Here is a 25,069-nt window from a genome sequence, read left to right on the forward strand (position 1 = left end):
AGGGGAACGCAGAGCACGGTACGGACAGGAGGTTTCGCCCCCGGCGGCCCGACAATGGCACTCGGGTCTGCTGTCGGACGAGCCCGCCGAGTGTCAGGGGGCGACCACCGAAATGCGGAAGGCGATCTCTTTTCCGTCCGGTCCGCTGAGCGTCGCGTCGGTCGTTCCCGTCCCCCGCGCGATGAAGCCAGGATGGAACGTCGCGCCTTCGGAGGCCCCGCCGGCCGAGAACTCCGCGATGGTGCGATCCGCGGTCGTCCCGGTCCACTCCGCGTCCGTGCCGTCCGGCGCGGCGATGACCAGGGCCGTGCCGACGATGACCGACACGTCCCGTCCGTCGAGGTCACCGGGCGACACGACCGTCGGCGGCAGAGCCTGCGAGCTCGCGGACGGTTGGGGGTCCGCCGGTGCCACGGACGCACTCACGTCCGAATTCGGCGTCGGATCAGCCGCGGGCGCACATCCCGCCAAGAGGGCTCCGGTGATCACAGCTCCCGCGACCAAGAACGACGAACGCTTCACATCAGACCTCTTCCGTCGGGGCGATTCTCCACACTGCGCTCCCGGATGCTACCCCGGCCCCGTCGGAATCACCGCAGGCGACCCGTGCGCGGCCTCGGCTCCCGGATTCAATCCTCGGGCTGAATCTGCTCCGGGACGATCGACCACATATACCGCGCGCGCCGCAGTTCGCCCTCCTCGGAGCGACCGGCGCTCAGGGCCTCGAACTCGTCGAAGACCTCCATGACGCGGTCCTGGAGCCGGCCCACCTCGTCGGCGCTCAACAGCAGCTGCCCCGTCCGCAGGACCATGTAGGTGATGTCGGCATCCGGAGGGCGGACAGACCGCACCGCCAGCAGTTCCTCCATGCGCTGACGCATGGGGGTCAGGCGTGAATCGATCAGGACCATCCGCTGAACGGCATCCGACTCCGCACTCGCCACGAGCGAGTAGCTCGGCGCCGCGGGGAGCCAGGGCCGTTCGCGTCCGTCCGTCGACTCACCGCGCCGGATGAGTCCTGTGGATTCGGCCGCCCGGAGGTGGTAGCTCATCGCGCTCGGGCTGAGCCCGACGAGCTCGGCGAGTTCGGTGGCGGTCGCCGGACCCTGACGTCGATACAGCTCGTCGACCACGACCATGCGCAGAGGATTCGCCATGGCGCGGACCGCGCGAGGGTCGGAGATGACGAGCGTCTGATCGGACATGTCCCCCCAGTGTGCCGCCTCGGCGGGCGCCGCGCATCCCGAGAGATGCGCGACGCCCGCCGAGGCAGGACTCAGGAGCGTCGGCGGCGTCGCCACGCGATCGCCGATCCGGCGACCAGCGCGGCACCCGCACCGGCACCGAGCCACATGAGCGCGACGCCATCGACACCGGTCGAGGCGAGGCCGCCGCGCGAGGGCGGAGTTGTCGCCCCACCGTCGGGGGTGGATGCGGTCGGGCTCGGGACCGGGTCCGTCGGCGTGGGCGTGGGCTCAGGGACGACCGTCGGGGTGACGATCTCCGCGCGCGCATCGCCATCGCCGTGCAGGTGGAGGACGAGCACCTGAGGCGTCTCCTTCCCCGCCCGCTTCACCGCAACCGATCCCGCAGCGTCAGCGAACAACGTCGACCCGGAGTCCCCGAACGCCAGGGCGGGCGTGTAGGCGTCGATCGTGGCCGCAGCCGTCTGATCGACCAGCGCGCTCTGATAGCCACCGTCGAAAGCGGGGTTGTAGTACGACCGCGTCTGCGCGAGGTAGCGGATCGTCGTCTGCGTGGTGCCCGGCGTGTATCCGAGCGCCTTCAGCGAGGTCGACATCGTGAGAACGGTGTTGTCGAAGACATTCGTCCCCTGATCACCGAACACACCGTTGACCGGACGTTCCTCGATCGTGTCGCCCGTCACGGCATCGATCGTCATCGCCACCGGCACATCACCGGCGTCGCCGGGCTGCACCTGCACGATGAAGTCCGCACGGGTGTCACCGTTCACGTCGAGCTGCACCGACGGCCAGGTCAGGGGCGACATCCGCGCCCATTCGCCGTCCATCTGCAGACCGAAGGTGAGCACGCCCTGCGTCGGATCCGCGAGCAGCGGCGCTGTCGACGACGCTCCCACGGCGAGGATGTCAGCGCTCTCCAGCGTGCGCTGGGCTGATGTGTCGGGGAACGTGTCGTCCGGGTCGGTGGTGCCGAGGATCAGGGGCACCATCATCGAACGGTAGCGTTCGCGGCCCTCACCCTGGTCGAGCCCTCGACCCACGACCGTCAGGGTGCCCGACGTGCCGTCGAACGCGATCCCCTCCGTGTGCGTCTCCGAATAGGGACGCGGCGCGGCGTACACCGCGAGGCGCACGGGGTAGGTTCCCGTGGGTCCGGTCGCCTCGATGACGCCCGAGGCGTCCGCGAGGTACTGGCGGGGCGCTCCCCCGGTCTCGGCCTGCATCGTCGGGTCGAGGGTGCGGCGCAGAGCGGCGGGGTCGTCGATGCGCAGCGTCAGCGTCACATCGACACGGCCTCCCGCCGGAACCGTGACCGTGGACGGGCTCACGTCATAGGCCACGCCCGGGGTCTCGGTACGCGGGGAGTATCGCAGGTCGAGGGTGGTGGCATCCGTCCCGTCGTTGCCGACAGCGATGGTTCTCGTCTGCACGATCGGCTCGGTGCCGGCGTCGATCACGCCGAACGAGGCGCTGAGCAGGTCGCCGTTCTCGACCGAGCGGAGGGTGATGTCTCCCTCGACAGCGGCCAAGGCGTCGATTCGCCCCACACCGACGCGAGCGGGGCCATAGGCGCGAGGATCGGCACCGGCGGTCACGATGTCGTGCGCCGCGGTGTTCATCACCTTCTGCTTGACCTGTTCCGCTGACCACTCGGGGTGAGCTTCGACGACCAGTGCGGCGACGCCCGCGGCGTGCGGTGCGGCCATCGACGTGCCGCTGAGCACCTCGAGACCCGTTCCCGAGCCGTTACCGGCCGAGATCACCGAGACGCCGGGGGCCGACACGTCGGGCTTCAGGACGTCGTCGATCGAGCCGTGGGTGCCACGCGAGGTGAAGGATGCCGCGGTGTCGACGCGCGACGAGTCGAACACCTCGATCGTGCGGCGGAGATCCGAGCGCAGCTCGATCATGAGCCGCCCCTCTTCCATCGCCGGGCGAAGAGCGTTGGTCGAGTCGCCCGTGAGCTGTGCGCCGGGAATGGCGGCGTTGCCCGCGATCCCGTTCTCGAACGAGTCCGCCTGGCCGGTGAGCACGACGCTGACCGCTCCCGCTTCATGCGCGTTGTCGAATCGCTTGGCGGAACCGCACGCCACATCCGCGTCGTCCCACTCGAGCCACACGATCTTGCCCTGTACTCGAGGGCGGTCGGCGGCGTCGAAAGGCTTGCATCCATCCGCGTTGGCTTTCTCCGACAGGGCGACGACGTTCGCCGCGACCTCGAAGTCCCAGCCGAACTCCTGCGAGTACTGCACCTTGATCTTCTCGGGAGCGTTCTGCGCCGGGTCGCCGACGGTGGCCTTGGCCGCATCGGCGAGGCCGTGCCCGCTCGATGACGCGGCAACCGTGAGAGCACCCATCGTGGTGCCGGGGCTCCCTCCGACGTCGGTGACGTCGCCCGAGTTGCCCGCGGCCACCACGGGAAGGATGCCGGCGTCGACCAGCACCTGGAGCTTGGCGTTGTCGGGGTCGTCGATCGCGCCGTAGTTCGTGCCCAGCGAGAGGTTGACGACGTCGATCGAGGTTCCGGATGCCACCTTCTGAGCGATCCACTCCAGAGCGGCTCCGGTGAGAGCCGTGCTGCCACCGTTGTCGCCGAACACCTTCAGAGCGATGAGTCCTGCCTCCGGAGCAGAGCCCGGGCCGATCGAGAACGTCGACCGCACGCTCTCCGCCGAGAGTGCCTTGTAATCGCCGCGGAACGTCTTCTGGTCCTTGTCGACGCCCAGGCCGACGGCGGTTCCCGCAACGTGCGTGCCATGGTTGCCTCCGGGCCCGTCGATCGGGTTGGCGTCGGGACGCGGGATCGGGTCGTACGAGGGCGTACCGTTGGCCCCGTTGTACGTCGGGCCGGCGAAGTCCCACCCACCGAGGTACTTGGCCGGGTCGAACCAGCCGGCGGCAGGCGCGTCGGTCGAGGCGAGCGCCTGCTTGTACGCCTCTTTCGTTCCCGGACCGCCGAAGTCGGCGTGGGTGTAGTCAACGCCGGTGTCCACCACGGCGACGGTCACGTCCTTGCCGGTGCGTCCCGCTTGCTGCCAGGCATTGACCGCACGCGTCAAAGCGTCCGACGCGGAGTTCGACGGCGACGCATCGGTGGCGGCGGGCAGCTCGATCGACTGCGTGACGATGCGGGACACCTTCTCGACGTCCGGCCGCTCGGCCAGCTCGCGCAGCGTGTCCGCATCCGCGTTGACCGCGATGCCCGGGACGGAGTACGTCGAGGTGTAGAGCACTTTGGCATCCGGATCGATCTGCTCGAGCGCTTCCGACACGCGATCGGCGACCTCGGCGTTGTCGGTCGCCGTATCGGCGGCGGCGGCCGACGCCGCGTCTTCCGACGCTCCTCGCGCCTGCCAGGCGCTGTGCACGCCGAGGGCGCTGTCGCCGCGTGTCTGGACGAACACGTCGACCGGTCCGTCCGCGGAGACCACGGAATCGGGCAGGGGCGTGCCCGTGCTCGGGCCTGCGGGGGCGAGAGCGATCTCATCGAGAGTGCCGGGGGCGGCACCGGCGGGCAGGGCGGCACCGAGCGACAGTGTGGTCGCGAGCAGGCCGGCCCCGACCAGAGCGCAGGCGCGCGAACGCGCCGAACGGGGAGTAATCATGAAGTTTCCTGAAGTCAGCGGGCGGGAACGGTCGGAACGGGAAGCGCCGGATTCGGCACGTGGTTCTCGATCGCATCGGGGATCGGGGTCGGCGACACACTTGGTGCCGGTGCGGGAGCAGGGCTCTCCGACGCGTCGGGAGTGGGCTGCGGCAGAGCGGGCGCTTCCTCGACGGGAGCAAGACGCGTCTCCGGAGCGACCGACGGGGTCGTCGACGTGGCGTCGGCGGTCACCTCGAGCGGCAGCTGCACGTTGTAGGCCGCGGCCCCGCCGCCGCCCTCCGCCCACACCATGTACGTTCCGGGCGCGAGACGCTGCAGAGTGACGAGTTGGAGTGCGAGTCTTCCATCGTCGCCGACCGTGGCGTACGCGTCCGCGCCGACGAGCAGCGGTTGCCGCTCCCAGGCTCCGTTGCGAAGCGAGACACGGAAGCTCGTCCCCGGCGTGACGTCACGCCCGGAGAGGAAGACGCCCTTCGTCGAATCCGCGAGCGAACCGGCGGTCACGGAACCCGCCGACAGCGAGACCTCGGACGCAGGAGCATCCGGATTTCCGGTGACGCGGAAAGTGCCGATCGCGTAGTCGCCCGTCGTGGTCGACCGGGCGGTCACGGTGTACTCCCCCTCCGGTATTCCCTTGGGACTGGTGATCGCATTGCTGTGTCGACCTTCACCATTGGTGCGCGAGATGCCGAGCGATGCGGTGTACCCCCGCGAGGTGGTCAACAGCAGCTCGTACGTGTCGAAGGGGAGGAACCCCTCGAGGGCGAAGCGCATGCCGGGCTCGGCGACGAAGTCGGCGACAGAGATCTCGCTGCGTGCGGGCGTCACCTTCTTGTCGGGGGTGCGCGCGGCTCCCGCCGTCACCTGGAAGGTGGCGGAACCGCTGCGGTCGTCGGAGACGAAGCTCATGAGCCAGGTCCCCACCTGTGAGTTGACCGAGTTCATCTGCAGCTGGTAGGAGAAATCCCCGTTCTCGTCCGAGTGCAGGCCTTCGTTCTCACCCACCGCGAACATCGTGGTGTCCGGCATGCCGAGGTTGAAGAACACCTTCGTCATCGGTGCGAATCCGCTGGCGTGGATCGTGACAGGTTTGTCGAGGAACTCGTCCTGGCTGATCGTCGCCGGGTCGCTCGAGACCGTGATGACGTCTGTCGTCGCCGTGACGTCGAGCAGCGCCGAACCGGCCTCCCCGGCCGAGGAGCGGACTGTGATCTGAGCGAGGCCGGCTTCGGGCCGCGTGTTCTCGGGGTCGACATCGAGCGTCCGGACCCGCGTGACGAGCGTTCCGTTCTCGTCGGCGCGCACGGGAGCCCAGTGCTTCGTAACGCCGGATGAGAAGACGATGCCGATCTCGACATCGGCACCGGGGGTGAGACCGTGGGCGGTGACTTCCACCCCGCTCGCCCAGAGCCAGTACTGCTCGATGCTCGTCACGTCGAGGCTGACGGGGAGCACGGTGCTCGTCTCGGGTGCCGAAGCGACCAGGCGGCTCCCCTCGATCGACGCCGTGTCCTCCGATTCGGCGAGGACGAATGACCCGGCCCGGTCGAGATCGATGGCGGATGCCACGGCCCCGACGCTCGAGTCGGACAGGGTGGACGTGGCGGGGATGCCGCTCTGCGCGACGGCGACGGTGCCGGCGGTGCCACCGACGACGAGGACGGCGACGAGGGCCGCACCGGCGGCGATCCAGGGTTTCTTCATAGGTGCCTCAGGGGGTGTACGGATGATGTGCGTACAGTGAAGCACGATGTGAAGGAATTTTTCAGATATTTTTTGCCAGCGCCACAGACCGTCACATGATCGTCATGTTGCGGCGCTCGTAGCGATCACGTGGACGCGGTCTCTCCCCCGTCATCAGTAGAGGGTCCCTCGACTTCGAGGGGGATCGAGATCGACGAGAGATGCGCCTCCCCCACCCCGAGCAGGTCCGCTGGCGAGGCGCTCATCACCTCGTCCTCCGGAAGCATCTCCGCACGACTTCGAGGGCGCCGTGGCTCACCGGGCAGCCCCGCCCACTCGGTCGGTTCCTCCGGACGCTGCGCAAAGATTCCCATGACCCCATTGTGCTCGCGACGCGTCACGAGGGGACGGGCGGGGTCAGCGCGCGAAGACGTATCGCAGGGAAATGCGCCCGCCCTCATCCACCGAGACCTCGGCGGTGACGGTCATCCCGTCGACGGGCGTCGCCGGCAGACGGAACGTCTGAGCGACACCCTCCTCGCGCCCCGCATCCCCGACGTTCTGCTGCAGGTCCCGCAGATCACTCTCCGACCATCCCCACTGAGCCGCGCGCTGCTCCAGATCCGAGCGGATGGCGACCCAGGTGGTGCTCGAGGCGGGAGCCACCGTCAGAGCGGTCAGTCGGTCCTGCTCCGTCGCGAGGGCGAACGAGGAGACCCCGGCGAAGGAGATCACTCCCTCGCTCCCGCGGACATCGACGGTCAGCGGAACGAGCGTTTCGACCGGCGTGTCGCCGTTCGGGGGAAGGCCGATTTCACTTGCGGAGCCACCGTCGACGACATCGACGGTGGCGAGTCCCTGCCGGTTCAGGAAGTCGAGGCCGGCCTGGTCGAACCGCGACTGCCCATCCGGGAGTTGCTGATCGGCGGAGGCGGTCGGAGCGTCCTCGACCCACCACGAGTTCGCCATGCCGTACGCCCCGAACGCCGCGACGGCGCAGACGACGAGCACGACACCGATCGTGATCCACGTCGCCAGCCGCTCACGGCGGGTACGACGCTCCGCGTGCGACGGTCGTTGCGGTGGAGAGGCGGTCGTGGTCATACATCCTGCCTATCAGGATGACCGCGTAGGTGCGAGCCCCTCGGGGGAAAGCAAAAGCCCCGGTTCTTCGCGCTTCGCGCGCTGACCGGGGCTTTTCGTCTTGCTGGGGTACCTGGACTCGAACCAAGAACAACGGAACCAGAAACCGCCGTGTTGCCAATTACACCATACCCCAAGGCGCTGAGCCGGAACTCGTGCCGAGGATCAAGCTTACGTGACGCGCGGCCCAGTGCCAAACCGGCGTCGGCCCGCGCGCGTCGCGCCCCGCAATCCTGCGGGCGCGAAACGCGCACAGAATGCGAGAACCTCGCAGAATCCGACGGGGATTCTGCGAGGTTCTGCGAGTCTCGCGGGCGGGGCGAGAGGCGGCGGACGCTCAGCCGAGGTGGCGTACCAACGCGTCGAGGCGACGCAGAGTCTCGGCCTTGCCGAGCAGCTCCATCGACTCGAAGAGCGGCGGCGAGACGCGGCGACCGGTCAGCGCCACGCGGGGCGGCCCGTACGCGACGCGCGGCTTCAGCCCGAGTTCCTCGACGAGCGCCGTCGACAGCGCCTCCTGCACGGCCGCGGCGGTGAACTCCGCCCCCGGCACGAGCTCGAGGGCTCCGACCGACGCCACGAGCACCTCGGCCGCGTTGGCCGGCAGCCCCTTCAGCGCATCTTCGGCGTACTCCACCTCGGAGACGAAGAGGAAGCCGAGCATGCCCGGTACCTCGCCGAGCAGCTGCACACGCTCTTGAACGAGGGGCGCGGCGGCGGCGATGATCGCCCGGTGCTCCGGCGACGGCTCCTCGGCGATGAACCCGGCCCCCGCGAGATAGGGGACGATCCGCGCGGCGAAGTCGCCGGCATCCAGCATCCGGATGTGGTCGCCGTTGATCGCCTCGGCCTTCTTCTGGTCGAAACGCGCGGGGTTCGGGTTGACGTCGGCGATGTCGAACGCGGCGACCATCTCGTCGAGCGAGAACACGTCGCGGTCGCTCGACAGAGACCACCCGAGCAGCGAGAGGTAGTTGAGCAGCCCCTCGTGGATGAATCCCTTCTCACGCTGCAGGAACAGGTCGGCCTGCGGGTCGCGCTTCGAGAGCTTCTTGTTGCCGGTCTCACCCAGCACCAGCGGCATGTGGCCGAAGCGCGGAATGAACGTCGTGACGCCGGCATCCACCAGCGCCGAGTACAGCGCGAGCTGCCGCGCGGTCGAGGGCATGAGGTCTTCACCGCGGATGACGTGGGTGATGCCCATGAGGGCGTCGTCGACCGGGTTCACGAACGGATAGAGCGGCACTCCCCCCGCGCGCACGAGCACGAAGTCGGGGAACGAGCCCGCCGGGAACGTCACCTCGCCGCGGATGAGGTCGACGTAGGTGAGGTCGTGGTCGGGCACGCGCAGACGCCACGCGGGCTGACGCCCCTCGGCGCGGAACGCGGCCTTCTGCTCCTCGGTGAGGTCGCGGTCGAAGTTGTCGTACCCGAGCTGCTTCGCGCGGCCGTTGGCTTCGTTGCGCGCGTCGATCTCTTCAGCGGTCGAGTAGCTCTCGTATACGGCGCCGGCCGCGACGAGCTTGTCGAGCACCTCGCGGTAGATCTCGTGACGCTGGGACTGCCGGTAGGGGGCGTGAGGACCGCCGACCTCGACGCCCTCGTCCCAGTCGATGTTCATCCACCGGAGCGCGTCGAGAAGCTGCTGGTAGCTCTCTTCACTGTCGCGCGCGGCGTCGGTGTCTTCGATGCGGAAGACGAGCTTTCCGCCGTTGTGCCGGGCGTAGGCCCAGTTGAACAGGACGGTGCGGATGAGACCGACGTGCGGCAGCCCCGTCGGAGACGGGCAGAAGCGGACGCGAACGTCGGCGCCGGTGGCGGTCGTGGTGCGGGGATCGGGAGAGGCAGACATCCCCTCGATCCTACCGGCGGCGCGCCTGACGCCCCGAGGGCAGAGGGTAGTCGGCGAGCACCTCGGCGATGACGTCGAGCGCCACCCCGACCGCCGGCACGCGTTCCGCACCGCGAGCGGTCACCACGTGCAGCGTGCGGGCCTCGGCATCCGGTAGCCGGGGAGCGGCGATTCCTGCGAGCAGAGGGAAGGATGCCACGGCCATGCGCGGCAGGATCGCCACACCGACCCCCTGTGCGACGAGGTTCTCGACCGCGATGTAGTTGTCGGTCTCGAAGGCGATGTCGGGGACGAAGCCCGCTCGCGCACAGGCTTCGAGCAGGTGCCCGCGACACTGGGGGCACCCCGCGATCCACCGCTCGCCCGAGAGACGCGAGAGGTCGATGGGGCCGGCGGCAGCCGGGTGGTCGACGGGCAGGACGAGCACCGTGTCGTCTCCGCCGACCGCGCGCACCGAGAGGCCGTTGGCGGCGAGGTCGAGCTCTCGACGATCCCCCGGATAGCTGTAGGTGAGGGCGATGTCGGCACGATCTTCGCGCACAGCGACGATCGCTTCGGGCGGCTCGGCTTCGACGAAACTGATCGAAACCCCGGGACGGCGAGCCGTGACGGCGGCGATGACGCGGGGAACGACGGTCGACGACGCGGATGGGAACGCGGCGATGCGCACGCGACCGGCCCGCAGACCACGCAGCTCGGCGAGGTCACCGGCAGCGGCCTCGAGGGCCGTCGTGACCACCGCCGCGTGCCGCGCGAGGACGCGGCCGGCCTCCGTCAGGCGCACACCGCGCCCGACGCGCTCGACGATGGGCGTGCCCGCGCGCCGCTCGAGCCGCCGCAGTTGCTGGCTCACCGCCGGCTGGCTGTAGCCCAACGCGTGGGCGGCCGCGGTGATCGAGCCGGTGTCGGCGATGGCCTTCACGACGCGGAGCGAATGGGCGTCGAGGTCGTCGTCCTGATCGGTCACCCTGATACATAAGCAGAGTGCATGTTTCTCATGCAATACCTGCTCTAGTGCAATGTCGCGCTCCGCGGGAGCCTGGATCCATGAGCAGCCTCGCCTCCCGCTTCACCGGCGGCCGCGACTATCTCGCCGCCTGTACCGTCGGTCTCCCGTCTCGCGCCACCGTGCGCGCCGTGCGCGCCGACCTCGACGCCGCGGCATCCGGTCGCCCCGATGTCGCCGCCGCGTCCCGCGCCGTCGAGGATGCGCGCGGCGCGTACGCGCGCCTCATGCGCTGCCCCGCCAGCGACGTCGCGATCGCCTCGCAGACGTCAGTGATGGTGTCTCTCATCGCCGCTTCGCTTCCCGACGGTGCCGAGGTCCTCTGCCCCGAGGGCGACTTCGCTTCGCTCGTCGCCCCCTTCGCCCACGCCGGTCGAGGCATCCGTCTGCGCACCGCGTCGCTCGGCGAGCTCGCCCACGCCGTCGATGCCGAGACCTCTCTCGTGGCCTTCTCTCTCGTGCAGTCGGCGACCGGAGAAGTCGTGGATGCCGCGGGGATCGTCGCCGCGGCCGCCCGCGTCGGGGCGCGCACGCTGTGCGATCTCACGCAGGCCGCGGGCTGGCATCCGGTCGACGCCACCCTCTTCGACGCGACGGTCTGTCACGCGTACAAGTGGCTCTGCTGCCCGCGTGGCGTGGGCTTCCTCACCGTGCGACCCGATTTCGCGCGGTCGCTCCGGCCGGTGCAGGCGGGCTGGTACTCGGGAGACGATCCGTGGGCGTCGTGCTACGGAACCGGCGGCACCCTCGCGCCGGACGCGCGCCGGTTCGACATCTCGCCCGCCTGGCAGGCCTTCGTCGGGGCCGCCCCCGCGATCGAGATGTTCGCCGACGCCGACATCACGGAGGTCTACGCCCACACGACGGGGTTGGCGGCGCGCTTCCGCGAGGGACTCGGACTCCCCCAGCCGGTACGCCCCTCGGCGATCGTCACGTGGCCGGATGCCGACGGCGAAGCCCTCCGGCGGCTGTCTGCGCGCGGCATCACGGCGTCGGGACGCGCGGGCCGAGCGCGCGTCGCGTTCCACGTCTTCAACGACGACGGCGACGTGGACCGCGCGCTCCGCGCGCTGGGGACCACCGCCGTGCCCGCCGCCTGGCCGGTAGCTCTGAGCTACTCGATCTGAGCGGTCGGCGCGCACGCGGCCACGGCCCGGGCGCGTGCAGAACTCCTGACTTTCTGGGCTCACCGCGTTGTTCTCGACGGCCGCGCGGTGCACGGCCCCGATCTCTCAGGAGTTTCGCACGCGCACGCGGATAGGTAAGCGGGCTCTCGTGCGCGCCGGGGGGGGCATGTCGCCCCGACGCTCACGACACGCGCGCTCGGACGACCACCGCACCCACGCACACGAGCGCGACCGGCACGAAGGCCCACAGGGCGAGACCCCCGTATCCGACGAGCCCGAGGATCACGCCTGCGAGGACCGATCCGACTGCGGCGCAGGCGGTCATGAGGGTGTCGCTGCGTCCCTGTCGTCGCGGGCGCAGGGAGAGCGGGGTCGCCTCGGTCAGCAAGGCGGAGCCCGCCACCGTCGCCGCACTCCAGCCGAGGCCGAGCAGAACGAGAGCAACCAGCACTCCGGCCTGAGAGTCCGCGAAGAGCGATGCGATGACCAGCGACGCCGCGAGCAGCGCCTGACCGAGCAGAATCACAGCAAGCCGGCCGACGCGGTCGGCGAGGACGCCGAACACCGGGGACAGGCCGTACATGCCGAACACATGCAGCGCGATCGTGACACCGACGGCGAGCGTGACGGCATCCGGAGCGACGATGTGCGACAGGTGCACAGGAGTCATCGCCATCACCGACGCCATGGTGACGTGCGAGGCGGCAACCGCAAGCATCGCGAAGCGAGCGAGACCGGGGCGATCGACCTCGGGGGCCGCGACCACGGAAGCCGCCTTCTCCCGGTCGAGGCGCTGCGCGAGCAAGAGGGGGTCGGGCCGCAGAACGAGCACGTACAGAGCGAACGCGCACACCTGCGCGGCGATCGAGAAAAGGTAGGCGCCCGTCAGCCGCGGCATCCCGATGCTCGCCCCGATGAGCTCACCGGGTGCGAGGAGCAGAGGACCGACCACCCCACCGACGGTGGTCGCCCAGACCACCGTCGCGAGGTCGCGACCGCGACGTGCGGTTGTCGCGAGGTCGGTGGCGGCGAAGCGCGATTGGAGGGTGCCGGCGTTCCCGGCCCCGATAAGCGCGATGCCCACCAGCAGCAGGGGGAAGGTGCGGGTGGCGGCCGCCGCGATGACGACGATGATCCCGATGAGTGCCGCGAGGTTTCCCGTCGTCAGCGCGAATCGCCGGCCGCGACGGGCAGCCAGTCGGGCGAGCGGAATGGCGGTCAGGGCAGCGCCGAGGGTGACCGCGGCGGTCGCGAAGCCCGACAGCGCCTCCTGGCCCGACAGATCGGCCGCGAGGAGAGCTCCGAGCGACAGGGTGGCCCCGAAAGCCACTCCGGTGAGCACCTGCCCCGCCGCCAGGACCCGCACCGTACGGCGCTGGGTGGCGGCGAGGTCGATGCCCACCGGCGCGGTCGCGTCAGGCATCGCGCGCGGTGTTGCGCAGAACCCCGATACCGCTGACCTCGACCTCGACGGCATCACCGGCGACGAAGGGACCGACGCCGGCGGGGGTGCCGGTGAGGATCAGGTCGCCGGGCAGGAGCGTGAAGACCGCGGATGCGTACGCGACCAGGGCGCCGACGCCGTGGATCATGTCGGACACCGGACCCTGTTGACGGACCTCGCCGTTGACGCGGGTGGTGATCGCGGCGGTCTCGAGGTCGAGCTCGGTCTCGATGACGGGGCCGACGGGGCAGAACGTGTCGAACCCCTTCGCGCGCGACCACTGCCCATCACTGCGTTGAAGATCTCGCGCGGTGACGTCGTTGGCCACGGTGTAACCGAAGATGTAGTCGCTCGCCTTCTCGGCGGGAACGTTCTTGGCGATACGGCCGATGACGACGGCGAGCTCGCCCTCGTAGTCGGTGTGCGAGCTCAGACTCGTGGGGCGAACGATCACATCGCCCGGGCCGATCACCGAGGTGTTGGGCTTGAGGAACATCAGGGGTTCGGCGGGCGCCTCGCCGCCCATCTCGGCGGCGTGGTCGTGGTAGTTCTTGCCGATGCAGACCACCTTCGACCGCGGGATGACCGGCGCGAGGAGCGCGACATCGGACAGGGGCACGCGCTCCCCCGTCGTGTCGAAGCCCGCGAACATCGGGTCTCCGGCGAGGACCACGAGCTCGCCGTCGTCGACGATCCCGTAGCGAATGGCATCCTGGTGGCTGAATCGAGCGATCTTCACCGCTTCAGCCTATCCGCGGGGTCGGACATGGCATCCGTCTCCCGACCCGCGCGGAGCGCGCGAGACCGGGTCGAGCGAAACCGCATCAGCGCGCCCAGGATTCCGCACCCATAAACACGATCCGCGCGCAGAAACACGTGCACACCGCGTTTCCGTGAGCGGATCGCGTTTATGGACGGGGGCGGGCTGCGCCGCATCACCGATGCCGACACCGACGAACCCGCTTCCGACCCAACCGAAAGCCGCACCCATCGCACCCATAAACGCGATCCACGCGCAGAAACACGTGCACACCGCGTTTGCGTGAGCGGATCGCGTTTATGGCGGACGATGCCCGGCGGAGACGACGGAGGGGCCCCCGGCATCCGGGAACCCCTCCGATGGACTCGGCGCTTACGCGTCGAGGCGGTACAGCCAGCCGTGCTTGTCTTCGGCGCGGCCGTACTGGATGTTCGTGAGCTCTTCGCGCAGCTCGAGGGCGAGAGTGCCTGTCGGCTGCTCGTCGATGAAGTCGCGACCCTTCAGGATGCCGATCGGCGTCACCACCGCGGCCGTGCCGCACGCGAACACCTCGACGATGTCGCCGGATGCCACACCCCGGCGCCACTCGTCGAGCGACACGTTGCGCCCCTCGACGTGGTGCCCTCGGTCGCGGGCGAGCTGCAGAAGAGAGTCGCGCGTGATGCCCTCGAGGATCGAGTCGGACTGCGGGGTGACGATCGTGCCGTCCTTGTAGACGAACACGACGTTCATGCCGCCGAGCTCTTCGACGTTGCGGTCCTGGTCGAGGAAGACGACCTGGTCGCACTCGTTCTCGTACGCCTCGGACTGGGGCAGGAGGCTGGCGGCGTAGTTGCCACCGGTCTTCGCCGCACCGGTACCGCCCTTGCCGGCGCGCGAGTAGTCCTCGCTGAGCCAGATCGAGACCGGCTTCACGCCGCCCTTGAAGTACGCACCCGCGGGGCTGGCGATGAGGTAGTACGCGACCTTGTGCGCGGGGCGCACGCCGAGGAACGCCTCCTTCGCGAACATGAACGGCCGCAGGTAGAGGCTCTGATCCTCGCCCGACGGCACCCACGCGCCGTCGACGGCGATCAGCTCGCGCAGCGACTGCAGGAAGTACGGCACGGGCAGCTCGGGCAGCGCCAGGCGGCGGGCCGAGCGCTGCAGACGACGACCGTTCTGGTCGGGGCGGAAGGTGTGCACGGATCCGTCGGCGTGACGGTAGGCCTTGATGCCCTCGAAGATCTCCTGTCCGTAGTGCAGGACAGCTGCGGCCGGGTCGAGCGAGATCGGCCCGTAGGGCGAGACGCGCGGGCGGTGCCAGCCGCCGCGGACCGACCAGCAGATGTCGACCATGTGGTCGGTGAAGCTCTGCCCGAACCCGGGGTTGGCGAGGATCGCGTCGCGATCCGCCGCGCTCTTCGCCGCGAGGTTGCGGGTGACGGCGAACTCGAGCGGGTCGAGTCCGGTGTCGGGGTCAGTGTCGATGGTGGTCATTCGTGATCCAAAACTGTTCGATGCGCGGGGGCGATGCGGGCCGATCGGTCCAGGTTACGCCTGGACGCGTTCGACGATGGCGTCGCCGATCTGAGCGGTGCTGCGGGCGCCGTCGCGGCTCGCGATGTCGTCCTCGACCGCGCGGGTGACGCGGGCGGCTTCGTCGGTGAGCCCGAGGTGATCGAGCAGGAGGGCGACGGAGAGGATCGCGGCCGTGGGGTCGGCCTTCTGGGTGCCCGCGATGTCGGGCGCCGATCCGTGGACGGGCTCGAACATCGAGGGGAACGCGCCGTCGGGGTTGATGTTGCCCGAAGCGGCGAGGCCGATGCCTCCGGTGACGGCGCCGGCCAAATCGGTCAGGATGTCTCCGAAGAGGTTGTCGGTGACGATCACGTCGAAGCGGCCCGGGTTCGTGACCAGGAAGATCGTTGCCGCGTCGACGTGCAGGTAGTCTACGTCGACCCCGGGGTACTCGGATGCCACGGCATCCACGATCCGCTTCCACATGCCGCCGGCGTGCACGAGGACGTTCGTCTTGTGCACGAGCGTGAGCTTGTGGCGACGACGCTCCGCGAGGGCGAACGCGTATCGGACGACTCGCTCGACGCCGAAAGCGGTGTTGACCGACGTCTCGTTGGCGACCTCGTGCGCAGTGCCGCGACGGATGGCGCCGCCGTTGCCGACGTACGGTCCCTCGGTGCCCTCGCGCACGACCACGAAGTCAATATCTCCCGGGTCGGCGAGCGGACCGCTCGCACCGGGGTACAGCTTCGACGGACGCAGGTTCACATAGTGATCGAGTTCGAACCGAAGCTTCAGCAGCAGGCCCCGCTCGATGTTCGCGTCTTTCAAGCGCGGGTCGCCGGGGACTCCTCCGACGGCGCCGAGCAGGATCGCATCCTGCGCCGCGACGGCGGCGAGGTCGTCGTCGGTGAGCGTGTCGCCCGTCTCGAGGTAGCGACCCGCCCCAAGGGAGAAATGCGTCTTCGCGAAGACGACTTCCGATTCGGCGGTGACCGCGTCGAGGACCTTCACGGCCTCCGCAACGACCTCGGGACCGATGCCGTCACCCGGAATGACGGCCAGCTTCACGACACGCGACATCGCTCTCCTCAGAGCTCGGGGCACGTCACTTCGTCGACGTGCCGCGGGATCCTCCCAGGGTAGTGGCAGCGATCACACCCGCGACGACGATGAGGCCCGCTCCGATCAGAGCCGTGACGACCACACCTGAGTCGAACGCGTGGGCCGCGGCGGCGCGCAGAGCCTCGGCCAGGCTCGCATCGTCGAGGGTGTGCGAGACGGCGACAGCCCCGGCGAGGGTTTCTCGCGCGGCTGAGGCCGCGGCATCCGGGAGCCCCGCCGGCAGGACCAGCTGAGCGCGGTAGAACGCCGCCAGGATGCCGCCGAGCACAGCCGTTCCGAGCACCGCGCCCACCTCGTACGCCGTCTCGGAGACGGCGCTCGCGGCACCCGCCTTCGCGGAGGGCGCGCTCGACAGGATCAGCTCGTTCGACACCGTTTCAGCCGCACCGATACCGACGCCCAGCAGACCGAATGCCACGACGAGCTGAACGAGGTCGGCGGTCGAGAGCGCGACCATCACGTAGGCGACCGCCGAGAAGCCGAGCGCGATCGGCACGACGACGCGCGGTGCGAAACGCGCCGCGATGGGCACGACCGCGAGGCCGGACACGATCATGAGGGCGAGCCCCGGGAGCAGGGCGAAGCCCGCGACCATCGGCGTCAGCCCGACGACGAGCTGCAGATGCTGGGCGACGAAGTACAGGAACCCGACGAGACCGACCACGCTCAGCAGGTTCACGAGGATCGCGCCCGAGAACGTGCCGCGCTGGAACAGCGTCATGTCGAGCATCGGCGCGGACAGGCGCCGCTGACGCCGCACGAACAACCAGCCGAAGACGACGCCGATGACGAAGAGCAGGGGCGCGAGTGACACCGGGCCGTCGACGGCGAGCTTCTTGATGCCATAGACGATCGGCACCATGGTCGCGAGCGACAGGAGGACGCTGATCGGGTCGAAGCGGCCAGGCGCGGGGTCGCGACTCTCGGGCACGAAGATCGGGGCGAGGATGAGCAGAGGCACGAGCACCGGTACCGCCATGAGGAATACCGAGCCCCACGAGAAGTGCTCGAGCAGGAAGCCGCCGACGATCGGACCGAGCGCAGCGCCGGCCGAGAAGCCCGAGGCCCAGATCGCGATCGCGAAGCGACGCTGATCACGGTCGCGGAAGATGCTCCGCAGCAGGGACAGCGTGGAGGGCATGAGCATCGCGCCGAACACGCCCATCAACGCGCGGCCCGCGATGAGAGCAGCCGCCGTCGGGGCGAAGGCGGACAGCGCCGACACGGCTGCGAAACCCGTCGCGCCGATCAGCAGCATGCGCTTGCGGCCGAAGCGGTCGCCGAGGGTGCCCATCGTGACGAGGAGACCAGCCAGAACCAACGGGTAGACGTCGATGATCCAGAGCTGCTCGATGCTCGACGGCTGCAGGTCGAGTGCGATCTCGGGGAGAGCGAAGCTCAACACCGTGTTGTCGACCGAGACCAGGAGCACGGGCAGCATGAGCACCGCCAGCGCGAACCAGCCACGCCACCCGGCGCGGGTCACGGCGATGTCTTGCGTGGGCAACGACGAGGTGAGCATTCTTCGAATCCGTTTCTAAACCGTCCAGCCGGTATAGTAACAGACGAGAAGCATCCGCCGCCAGTACGATCGAGGAGTCATGAGCCGCCCCCCACTCGCCCGCGAAGCCGTCCTCGACGCGTTCACGCGCATCCTCGTCGACGAGGGAGAGCGCGCGGCGACCGTCGATGCCACCGCGCGATCGGCCGGTGTCTCCAAGGGCGGTCTCCTCTACCACTTCAGCTCCAAGAGCGCCCTCGAAGCGGCGCTCGTGGAGCGCCTCGAGAAGCTCGCGCGCGAAGACGTGGAAGAGATCGAGAGGTCCACGGAGGGCGCCGTCGCCGCGCACATCCGCTCATCGCAGAACACCGGCTCCGCGCTCGACGTGACGATCCTCGCGGTATCCCGCCTCGCGCAGAACGGCAACGACGCCGCCACCGCATCACTCCGACGCGTGCGCGAGCTCTGGGAAGAGAGCCTGCGGGGCCACACCCGCGACGAGACCGCACTGCAGATCGTGCTGCTCGTCAGCGACGGCCTCTACTTCAACGCCGTTCTCGACCTCAACGCCGTCCCGAGCCCGCGGGTCGAGGGTGCTGACCTCGACAAGCTCATCGCCGCGGTCGTCGCGGCGACCACCTGAACGACGGGTGACCGGCGCATCCATCCAGGATGCGGCCAGCGAGCCGCGCGCCGAAGAGGCCACCGTCCTGACCCCTCGCGGGCTGCTCGCATCGTCGCCCAGGCCGTCACGCCATGAACACCCCGTACAGAACCATCCCGGAAACGACGAAGGGGGCCGCTCCCGCGACCCCCTCCCCCGAACGCTGTCGCGTCAGTCTTCGACGATGTCGATCTGCCGGAACAGGTCGGCGCCGACGGCCTCGCGCATGGCGCCGAGGATCTCGTCGGGCACGGGCGAATCGACGGTGAGGACCGAGAGCGCACGGCCCGTAGCATCCGGAGCCGCCACCTGGAGACCGGCGATGTTGATGCCCGCCTCGCCCAGCTTCTGGCCGTAGATCGCGACGATGCCGGGGCGGTCGGCGTAGCGCATCACGAGGTGGTGCTTCTCGATCGGCACCTCGATGTCGTAGCCGTTGATGGCGACGACCTTCGGCACCATGCGGGTTCCGGCGAGCGTACCCGCAACCGTCAGGGTCGAGCCGTCGGCGAGCGTGCCGCGCAGGATCGTGATGTTGCGGTACAGCGGGCTCTCGGCTTCGACGACGAGCCGCGCCTCGACCCCGCGCTGTTCGGCGAAGAGCGGCGCGTTGACGTACGACACGCTCTCGCTGACGATCCGGCTGAAGTATCCCTTCAGCGCGGCGAGGCGGTAGACGCTCACGTCGTAGGCGGCGAGCTCGCCGCGCACCTCGATGTCGAGGCTGGTGAGGGCGCTGTCGGCGAGGCCGCTGAAGAACTGGCCGAGCATCTCGACGAGCGCGATACCGGGACGCACGAACGGGTCGATCGCGCCGCCGGCGACGTTCACGGCATCCGGAACGAGGTCGCCCTCGAGGGCGAGCTTCACGGAGCGGGCGACGGAGACACCCGCCTTCTCCTGCGCTTCCTCGGTGCTGGCGCCGAGGTGCGGGGTGACCACGACGTTCGGCAGGTCGAGGAGCTTGCGCGCCGGGCCGCCCTCGGCGGGAGGCTCGGTCGAGAACACGTCGAGGCCGGCACCGGCGATCTCGCCGGCGGTGAGGGCGTCGAACAGCGCCTCCTCGTCGATGAGGCCACCTCGCGCGACGTTGATGACGTACGCCGTCTTCTTCATGCGGCGCAGCTGCTCGGCGCCGATCATTCCCGTCGTCTCGGGCGTCTTGGGCATGTGGATGGTGACGAAGTCGCTCTGCTCGAGGAGCTCGTCGAGCGAGACGAGCTGCACACCGAGCTGCTGCGCGCGAGCCGCGGTGACGTAGGGGTCGTACGCGATCACCCGCATGTCGAACGCCTGCAACCGGGCGGCGATCAGGGCACCGATGCGACCCAGGCCGATGATGCCGATCGTCTTCTCGAACAGCTCGGTGCCGGTGAACGAGCTGCGCTTCCACAGGCCCTGCGCGAGCGAGGAGTGGGCAGCCGGGATGCGACGGGCGAGAGACAGCACGTGCCCGACGGTCAGCTCGGCGGCCGAGATGATGTTGGAGGTCGGCGCATTGACGACCATGACTCCGGCCGCGGTGGCCGACTTGATGTCGACGTTGTCGAGGCCGACACCGGCACGGGCGACGACCTTGAGCGACGGCGCTGCGGCGAGAGCCTCGGCGTCGATCTGGGTGGCCGAGCGCACGAGCACCGCGTGCGCGTCGGCGAGGGCCGAGAGCAGCGCGGGGCGGTCGGTCCCGTCGACGTTGCGCACGTCGAAGTCGGGGCCGAGCGCGTCGATCGTGGCGGGAGAGAGTTCTTCGGCGATGAGCACGACGGGCTTCGTCACGGATGCGTCCTTCGAAACGGTGCTGGGGGTCTGACGCGCACCGTCGCGCACCGCCGGCGCGAACCGGGCGCGCGACCCGTGCGGGCCGTCTGCCAGCCTAGCGCGGAGGCGCACGGATGCCGGACCGTGTGACGCCGGAGGGTCGCCTACGACGACGTGCGCGGAGCCGCGCTTACGACCCGTACAACCCGTACGACGTCGTCCCGTATCCCACGATCGCGAGCCAGAAGGCCGCCGACAGCGTCAGGCCGGCCAGCAGCACGAGGGCGAACTCGCCCGCCTTCCGACGCGCGCCGATCGCGAAAGCGACGCCGAACGCGATCAGCGGGAAGACGATCGGCAGGCAGTAGACGAACCAGCCGAGGCCGTTGAGTCCCAGCGGCCCGTTGACCTGCAGGACGAGCAGCGCCACCGAACTCCACACGACGTACGCGTAGAACAGTCCGAAGACTCCCGCGATCGTGACGACGAGCCACGTCGGCAGGTGACGGGTGCGGGCGACGGCGCTCATGCGAGAGATCCCATCGACAGGAACGGCCAGGGCACGAGCAGGACGATGCCCAGGATCAGCAGCAGGAATCGCTGCCACGTGCGCCACGAGCGCGTGAGCACGAGGACCGTCACGAACCACACGATCGGAGCGAGGGTGGCCCCGATGGTCATCGCGACGACGGTCACGTCCGGGATGGGGATGCCGAGACTCTGGAGCTGGCGTCCCGAAAGCAGCCAGCCGAGCGCGAAGAGCAGGAACGTCGCCGCCACCATGCCGATGCCCACGAGGCCGACGTTTCCGAGCGGCGCGGAGTGCGCGGCATCCGGAGTCGCATTCGAAGAAGAATCGACGGATGCCGCGGCCTCGGGCGCGCGCGGCGCCTCGCGTGTCGGCGGCGCATCCGAAACAGGGGGCTGAGGCACGAGCGGTTCCGGTCCCGCGACCGGCTCCCCCACCGGGTCGGGCGTGCGCTTGTCGCCGACGTCGAGAGTCGGATCGTCGTCACCGCCCCACGAGAGGGCGTCGTCATCGCGCGGTGTGCTCACGATCCCACGGTAGCGGCGCTCCCCCGCGACCGGGCCACGCCCCGCCGGGCGCCGCGTCCATGGCATCCGGGGCCAGAACACCCGATGCAACGGCGAACGCCCCGGAACCGTAAGGCCCCGGGGCGTTCGACGGACGGATCAGCGGGCGGCCGAGCCCTCGACGTAGTCGCTGTCCTGCTGCTTCCACGCGAACAGACCGCGGAGCTCCTTGCCGGTCGCCTCGATCGGGTGACCCTGCTCCTTCTCACGGAGGGCGAGGAACTCGGTGGCGCCGTTGTCCTGGTCGTCGATGAAGCGCTTCGCGAACGCGCCGGACTGGATGTCGGCGAGGACGGCCTTCATGTTCTCCTTCACCGACGGGTCGATGACGCGGGGGCCGGAGACGTAGTCGCCGTACTCGGCCGTGTCGGAGATCGACCAGCGCTGCTTGGCGATGCCGCCCTCCCACATGAGGTCGACGATGAGCTTGAGCTCGTGCAGCACCTCGAAGTACGCGATCTCGGGCTGGTAGCCAGCCTCGGTCAGCGTCTCGAAGCCGTACTGGACGAGGTGGCTCATGCCGCCGCAGAGCACGGACTGCTCGCCGAACAAGTCGGTCTCGGTCTCTTCGGTGAAGGTCGTCTTGATGACGCCGGCGCGGGTGCCGCCGATGGCCTTCGCGTACGAGAGAGCGGTGTCCCAGGCCGAACCCGAGGCGTCGCGCTCGACGGCGATGATGTCGGGGATACCGCGGCCCGCGACGTACTCGCGACGCACGGTGTGACCGGGAGCCTTGGGCGCGACGAGGATCACGTCGACGCCCTCGGGAGCGTCGATGTAGCCGAAGCGGATGTTGAAGCCGTGCGCGAAGGCGAGCGTCTTGCCCTCGGTCAGCTTGTCCTTGATCGAGTCGGCGTAGATCGAGCGCTGGTGCTGGTCGGGCGCGAGGATCATGATGAGGTCGGCCCACTCGGCGGCATCCGCGACGTTCTTGACCTCGAAGCCGTCTTCCTGCGCCTTGGGTGCCGACTTGGAGCCGTCCTTGAGCGCGATGACGACCTCGACACCCGAGTCGCGCAGGTTCTGCGCGTGCGCGTGGCCCTGCGAGCCGTAGCCGACGATCGCGACCTTCTTGCCCTGGATGATCGAGAGGTCGGCGTCGTCGTCGTAGAAGATCTCTGCCATGGAACTTTCTCCTTGGATTCAGGTCCCTGAGCTTGTCGAAGGGACCGGGTTGTGGGACGTGTGAAGTTGGGCAGTCGGACCCTTCGACAGGCTCAGGGACCGACGGGTTCGGGGTGTCGGGCCCGTCGACGCGCTCAGGGACCGACGGGGTTCAGCTGCGGAGGACGCGCTCGGTGATGCTCTTGCCTCCGCGACCGACGGCGAGAAGGCCCGACTGCGCGAGCTCTTTCACTCCGAACGGCTCGATGGCCTTCAGGAACGCACCGACCTTGCCCGAGTCGCCCGTGATCTCGATCACGATCGCATCGGGTGCGTAATCGACCACCGACGCGCGGAAGAGGTTGACGACCTCGAGCACGTTCGAGCGGGTCGCGTTGTCCGCCCGCACCTTGACCAGCACGTGCTCGCGCTGGACGGATGCCGCGGGGTCGAGCTCGACGATCTTGATCACGTTGATCAGCTTGTTGAGCTGCTTCGTGACCTGCTCCAGCGGCAGACCTTCGACGTCGACGACCACCGTGATGCGGGAGAGACCCGGCACCTCGGTGACGCCCACGGCCAGGGACTCGATGTTGAACCCGCGGCGGGCGAAGAGGCCGGCGACGCGCGTGAGCAGACCGGGCTTGTCCTCGACGAGGAGGCTCAGAACGTGACGAGACATCTCAGTCCTCCTGCTCGTTGAAGGCGGGCGAGTGGTCGCGCGCGTACTGGACGTAGCTGTTGCTGACGCCCTGCGGCACCATCGGCCACACCATCGCGTCGGCGCTCACGACGAAGTCGATCACGACCGGACGGTCGTTGGTGTCCAGCGCGAGCTGGATCGCCGCGTCGATCTCGTCTTCCTTCTCGACGCGGATCGCGAGGCACCCGTACGCCTCGGCGAGCTTGACGAAGTCGGGGATGCGGCGCGTGCCGTGCCCCGTGTTCAGGTCGGTGTTGGAGTGACGTCCGTCGAAGAACAGCGTCTGCCACTGGCGCACCATGCCGAGCGAGGAGTTGTTGATGATCGCGACCTTGATGGGGATGTCATTGATGACGCAGGTCGCGAGCTCCTGGTTGGTCATCTGGAAGCAGCCGTCGCCGTCGATCGCCCACACGGCACGCTCGGGCTGAGCGACCTTGGCGCCCATCGCGGCCGGAACCGCGTAGCCCATGGTGCCGGCGCCGCCGGAGTTCAGCCAGGCGTTGGGGCGCTCGTACTTGATGAACTGCGCCGCCCACATCTGGTGCTGACCCACACCGGAGGCGTAGACGCCCTCGGGACCGGTCAGCTCGCCGATGCGCTGGATCACGTGCTGCGGCGAGAGCAGACCGTCGCTGGTGGGCGTGTAGCCGAGCGGGAACTCCTCGCGGAGGCCGTTCAGGTACGTCCACCACTCCGAGTAATCGTGCGGGTGCTCGGCGTCGGCGGCGCGGAAGGCGGCATCCAGGTCGACGAGCACCTCTTTGAGGTCGCCCACGATCGGCACGTCAGCGGTACGGATCTTGGAGATCTCGGCGGGGTCGATGTCGACGTGCACCACCTGCGCGTGCGGTGCGAACAGCGACGCCTTGCCCGTCACGCGGTCGTCGAAGCGCGCGCCGAGGGAGACGATGAGGTCGCTCTCCTGAAGGGCGAGCACCGCGGGAACGGTGCCGTGCATGCCGGGCATCCCCAGGTGCTGCTCGTGCGAGTCGGGGAATGCACCCCGCGCCATGAGCGTGGTCACGACGGGCGCACCGGTCGCCTCGGCCAGGACCTTCAGCTCGGCAGCGGCGTTCGCGCGGATCGTTCCGCCGCCCACGTACAGGACGGGCTTCTGCGCGGTGGCGAGCAGCTGCGCCGCGGCCTGGATCTGCTTGCCGTGAGCCTTCGTCACCGGACGATAGCCGGGCAGGTCGATCTTGGGCGGCCAGACGAAGGGCACCTCGGCCTGCTGCGCATCCTTCGTGATGTCCACCAGCACGGGACCGGGACGACCCGTCGAGGCGATCTCGAAGGCCGCGGCGAGGGCGCCGGGGATCTCCTCGGCGGTCTTCACCAGGAACGAGTGCTTGGTGATGGGCATCGTGATGCCGACGATGTCGGCCTCCTGGAACGCGTCCGTCCCCATGAGGGTCGAGAACACCTGTCCGGTGATGCACACGAGAGGCACCGAGTCCATGTAGGCGTCGGCGATCGCGGTGACGAGGTTGGTGGCACCCGGACCCGACGTCGCGATCGCGACGCCGACCTTGCCGGAAGCCGCGGCGTAGCCCTCTGCCGCGTGGCCGGCGCCCTGCTCGTGGCGCACGAGGATGTGGCGGACGTGCTCGTCGTCCATCAGCGGGTCGTAGACGGGCATGATCGCCCCGCCCGGCAGGCCGAAGACGTCGGTGACACCGAGCAGGTCGAGCGAGCGGACGACCGCCTGCGCACCCGTCATCACGGGCGCCGGGGCGGTGCGGGCGGGAGGCCGGGGCACGGCCGCCGTAGGGGAATCGATGGACATGGG

The 25,069-nt window shown here is 69.2% G+C and carries 20 protein-coding genes and 1 tRNA gene; 2 read left to right on the forward strand and 19 right to left on the reverse strand.

Annotated features, from left to right (window positions below; all coding sequences use genetic code 11):
• Nucleotides 1-93: 93 nt before the first annotated feature.
• The 8 genes from AB0O24_RS13155 to AB0O24_RS13190 all read right to left on the reverse strand — a co-directional run bounded on the left by AB0O24_RS13155 (nt 94) and on the right by AB0O24_RS13190 (nt 10,457).
• Nucleotides 94-426 (reverse strand): hypothetical protein, encoded by a 333-nt coding sequence (locus AB0O24_RS13155; protein WP_275799308.1) that lies wholly within the window; start codon nt 424-426, stop codon nt 94-96.
• A 203-nt stretch (nt 427-629) separates the two neighbouring features.
• Nucleotides 630-1,205, reverse strand: a complete 576-nt coding sequence (locus AB0O24_RS13160) for a helix-turn-helix domain-containing protein (RefSeq protein ID WP_275799306.1) — start codon at nt 1,203-1,205, stop codon at nt 630-632.
• Between the two features lie 71 nt (nt 1,206-1,276).
• The gene (locus AB0O24_RS13165) at nt 1,277-4,810 is read right to left on the reverse strand and encodes a S8 family serine peptidase (protein ID WP_363375441.1); all 3,534 of its coding nucleotides are present in this window, start codon (nt 4,808-4,810) and stop codon (nt 1,277-1,279) included.
• A gap of 14 nt (nt 4,811-4,824) precedes the next feature.
• On the reverse strand, nt 4,825-6,516 hold the full coding sequence (locus AB0O24_RS13170; RefSeq protein ID WP_363375444.1) for a hypothetical protein: 1,692 nt from the start codon (nt 6,514-6,516) through the stop codon (nt 4,825-4,827).
• Nucleotides 6,517-6,912: 396 nt separating this feature from the next.
• The gene (locus AB0O24_RS13175) at nt 6,913-7,599 is read right to left on the reverse strand and encodes a hypothetical protein (RefSeq protein ID WP_275799297.1); all 687 of its coding nucleotides are present in this window, start codon (nt 7,597-7,599) and stop codon (nt 6,913-6,915) included.
• Nucleotides 7,600-7,702: 103 nt separating this feature from the next.
• A tRNA-Gln gene (locus AB0O24_RS13180) sits at nt 7,703-7,774 on the reverse strand.
• 201 nt (nt 7,775-7,975) lie between these two features.
• Nucleotides 7,976-9,490, reverse strand: coding sequence for a glutamate--tRNA ligase (gltX, locus tag AB0O24_RS13185; protein WP_275801299.1), 1,515 nt, complete (start codon nt 9,488-9,490; stop codon nt 7,976-7,978).
• A 10-nt stretch (nt 9,491-9,500) separates the two neighbouring features.
• Nucleotides 9,501-10,457, reverse strand: coding sequence for a LysR family transcriptional regulator (locus AB0O24_RS13190; protein WP_275801298.1), 957 nt, complete (start codon nt 10,455-10,457; stop codon nt 9,501-9,503).
• A gap of 80 nt (nt 10,458-10,537) precedes the next feature.
• Here AB0O24_RS13190 and AB0O24_RS13195 point away from each other — a divergent pair, with 80 nt between their 5' ends.
• Nucleotides 10,538-11,623, forward strand: a complete 1,086-nt coding sequence (locus AB0O24_RS13195) for an aminotransferase class V-fold PLP-dependent enzyme (RefSeq protein ID WP_363375448.1) — start codon at nt 10,538-10,540, stop codon at nt 11,621-11,623.
• Between the two features lie 181 nt (nt 11,624-11,804).
• On the opposite strand, the gene AB0O24_RS13200 is transcribed toward AB0O24_RS13195, so the two are convergent.
• The 5 genes from AB0O24_RS13200 to AB0O24_RS13220 all read right to left on the reverse strand — a co-directional run bounded on the left by AB0O24_RS13200 (nt 11,805) and on the right by AB0O24_RS13220 (nt 17,974).
• Nucleotides 11,805-13,046: an MFS transporter gene (locus AB0O24_RS13200; protein WP_363375450.1), complete on the reverse strand. Its 1,242-nt coding sequence runs from the start codon at nt 13,044-13,046 to the stop codon at nt 11,805-11,807.
• Entirely contained in the window at nt 13,039-13,806 is a 768-nt protein-coding gene (locus AB0O24_RS13205; RefSeq protein ID WP_307385995.1) for a fumarylacetoacetate hydrolase family protein, read from the reverse strand. The genes AB0O24_RS13200 and AB0O24_RS13205 overlap by 8 nt, the downstream gene beginning before the upstream one ends.
• Before the next feature lie 393 nt (nt 13,807-14,199).
• Nucleotides 14,200-15,306, reverse strand: a complete 1,107-nt coding sequence (locus AB0O24_RS13210) for a branched-chain amino acid aminotransferase (protein WP_058614249.1) — start codon at nt 15,304-15,306, stop codon at nt 14,200-14,202.
• A gap of 54 nt (nt 15,307-15,360) precedes the next feature.
• Nucleotides 15,361-16,410 (reverse strand): 3-isopropylmalate dehydrogenase, encoded by a 1,050-nt coding sequence (locus AB0O24_RS13215; RefSeq protein WP_275796718.1) that lies wholly within the window; start codon nt 16,408-16,410, stop codon nt 15,361-15,363.
• Nucleotides 16,411-16,435: 25 nt separating this feature from the next.
• The gene (locus AB0O24_RS13220) at nt 16,436-17,974 is read right to left on the reverse strand and encodes an MFS transporter (protein ID WP_363375453.1); all 1,539 of its coding nucleotides are present in this window, start codon (nt 17,972-17,974) and stop codon (nt 16,436-16,438) included.
• 79 nt (nt 17,975-18,053) lie between these two features.
• Between AB0O24_RS13220 and AB0O24_RS13225 the strand changes: the two genes are divergently transcribed.
• Nucleotides 18,054-18,596, forward strand: a complete 543-nt coding sequence (locus AB0O24_RS13225; RefSeq protein WP_058628563.1) for a TetR/AcrR family transcriptional regulator — start codon at nt 18,054-18,056, stop codon at nt 18,594-18,596.
• Nucleotides 18,597-18,788: 192 nt separating this feature from the next.
• On the opposite strand, the gene serA is transcribed toward AB0O24_RS13225, so the two are convergent.
• The 6 genes from serA to AB0O24_RS13255 form a co-directional block, all read right to left on the reverse strand.
• Entirely contained in the window at nt 18,789-20,393 is a 1,605-nt protein-coding gene (gene serA / locus AB0O24_RS13230) for a phosphoglycerate dehydrogenase (protein ID WP_275799563.1), read from the reverse strand.
• 172 nt (nt 20,394-20,565) lie between these two features.
• Nucleotides 20,566-20,904 (reverse strand): bacitracin resistance protein, encoded by a 339-nt coding sequence (locus AB0O24_RS13235; protein WP_363375457.1) that lies wholly within the window; start codon nt 20,902-20,904, stop codon nt 20,566-20,568.
• Complete coding sequence (locus AB0O24_RS13240; RefSeq protein WP_275799566.1) at nt 20,901-21,431, reverse strand: DNA polymerase III subunit gamma/tau; 531 nt, start codon at nt 21,429-21,431, stop codon at nt 20,901-20,903. Before AB0O24_RS13240 ends, AB0O24_RS13235 begins: the two co-directional genes overlap by 4 nt.
• 138 nt (nt 21,432-21,569) lie before the next feature.
• Nucleotides 21,570-22,595, reverse strand: coding sequence for a ketol-acid reductoisomerase (ilvC, locus tag AB0O24_RS13245; protein ID WP_363375460.1), 1,026 nt, complete (start codon nt 22,593-22,595; stop codon nt 21,570-21,572).
• A gap of 151 nt (nt 22,596-22,746) precedes the next feature.
• Nucleotides 22,747-23,256, reverse strand: coding sequence for an acetolactate synthase small subunit (gene ilvN / locus AB0O24_RS13250; RefSeq protein ID WP_058595899.1), 510 nt, complete (start codon nt 23,254-23,256; stop codon nt 22,747-22,749).
• A gap of 1 nt (nt 23,257) precedes the next feature.
• Nucleotides 23,258-25,066 (reverse strand): acetolactate synthase large subunit, encoded by a 1,809-nt coding sequence (locus tag AB0O24_RS13255; protein ID WP_058614256.1) that lies wholly within the window; start codon nt 25,064-25,066, stop codon nt 23,258-23,260.
• Nucleotides 25,067-25,069 lie beyond the last annotated feature (3 nt).

It is taken from the genome of Microbacterium sp. NPDC086615, assembly GCF_040686055.1.
Lineage (GTDB): Bacteria > Actinomycetota > Actinomycetes > Actinomycetales > Microbacteriaceae > Microbacterium.

Bases quoted from the DNA above. Each gene is read 5' to 3' on its own strand.
- AB0O24_RS13200 (WP_363375450.1), bottom strand. From the start codon at position 13,046: ATGCCTGACGCGACCGCGCCGGTGGGCATCGACCTCGCCGCCACCCAG.
- AB0O24_RS13220 (WP_363375453.1), bottom strand. From the start codon at position 17,974: ATGCTCACCTCGTCGTTGCCCACGCAAGACATCGCCGTGACCCGCGCC.
- AB0O24_RS13255 (WP_058614256.1), bottom strand. From the start codon at position 25,066: ATGTCCATCGATTCCCCTACGGCGGCCGTGCCCCGGCCTCCCGCCCGC.
- AB0O24_RS13175 (WP_275799297.1), bottom strand. From the start codon at position 7,599: ATGACCACGACCGCCTCTCCACCGCAACGACCGTCGCACGCGGAGCGT.
- AB0O24_RS13160 (WP_275799306.1), bottom strand. From the start codon at position 1,205: ATGTCCGATCAGACGCTCGTCATCTCCGACCCTCGCGCGGTCCGCGCC.
- gltX (WP_275801299.1), bottom strand. From the start codon at position 9,490: ATGTCTGCCTCTCCCGATCCCCGCACCACGACCGCCACCGGCGCCGAC.
- ilvC (WP_363375460.1), bottom strand. From the start codon at position 22,595: ATGGCAGAGATCTTCTACGACGACGACGCCGACCTCTCGATCATCCAG.
- AB0O24_RS13195 (WP_363375448.1), top strand. From the start codon at position 10,538: ATGAGCAGCCTCGCCTCCCGCTTCACCGGCGGCCGCGACTATCTCGCC.
- ilvN (WP_058595899.1), bottom strand. From the start codon at position 23,256: ATGTCTCGTCACGTTCTGAGCCTCCTCGTCGAGGACAAGCCCGGTCTG.
- AB0O24_RS13170 (WP_363375444.1), bottom strand. From the start codon at position 6,516: ATGAAGAAACCCTGGATCGCCGCCGGTGCGGCCCTCGTCGCCGTCCTC.
- AB0O24_RS13210 (WP_058614249.1), bottom strand. From the start codon at position 15,306: ATGACCACCATCGACACTGACCCCGACACCGGACTCGACCCGCTCGAG.
- AB0O24_RS13225 (WP_058628563.1), top strand. From the start codon at position 18,054: ATGAGCCGCCCCCCACTCGCCCGCGAAGCCGTCCTCGACGCGTTCACG.
- AB0O24_RS13165 (WP_363375441.1), bottom strand. From the start codon at position 4,810: ATGATTACTCCCCGTTCGGCGCGTTCGCGCGCCTGCGCTCTGGTCGGG.
- AB0O24_RS13235 (WP_363375457.1), bottom strand. From the start codon at position 20,904: ATGAGCGCCGTCGCCCGCACCCGTCACCTGCCGACGTGGCTCGTCGTC.
- AB0O24_RS13215 (WP_275796718.1), bottom strand. From the start codon at position 16,410: ATGTCGCGTGTCGTGAAGCTGGCCGTCATTCCGGGTGACGGCATCGGT.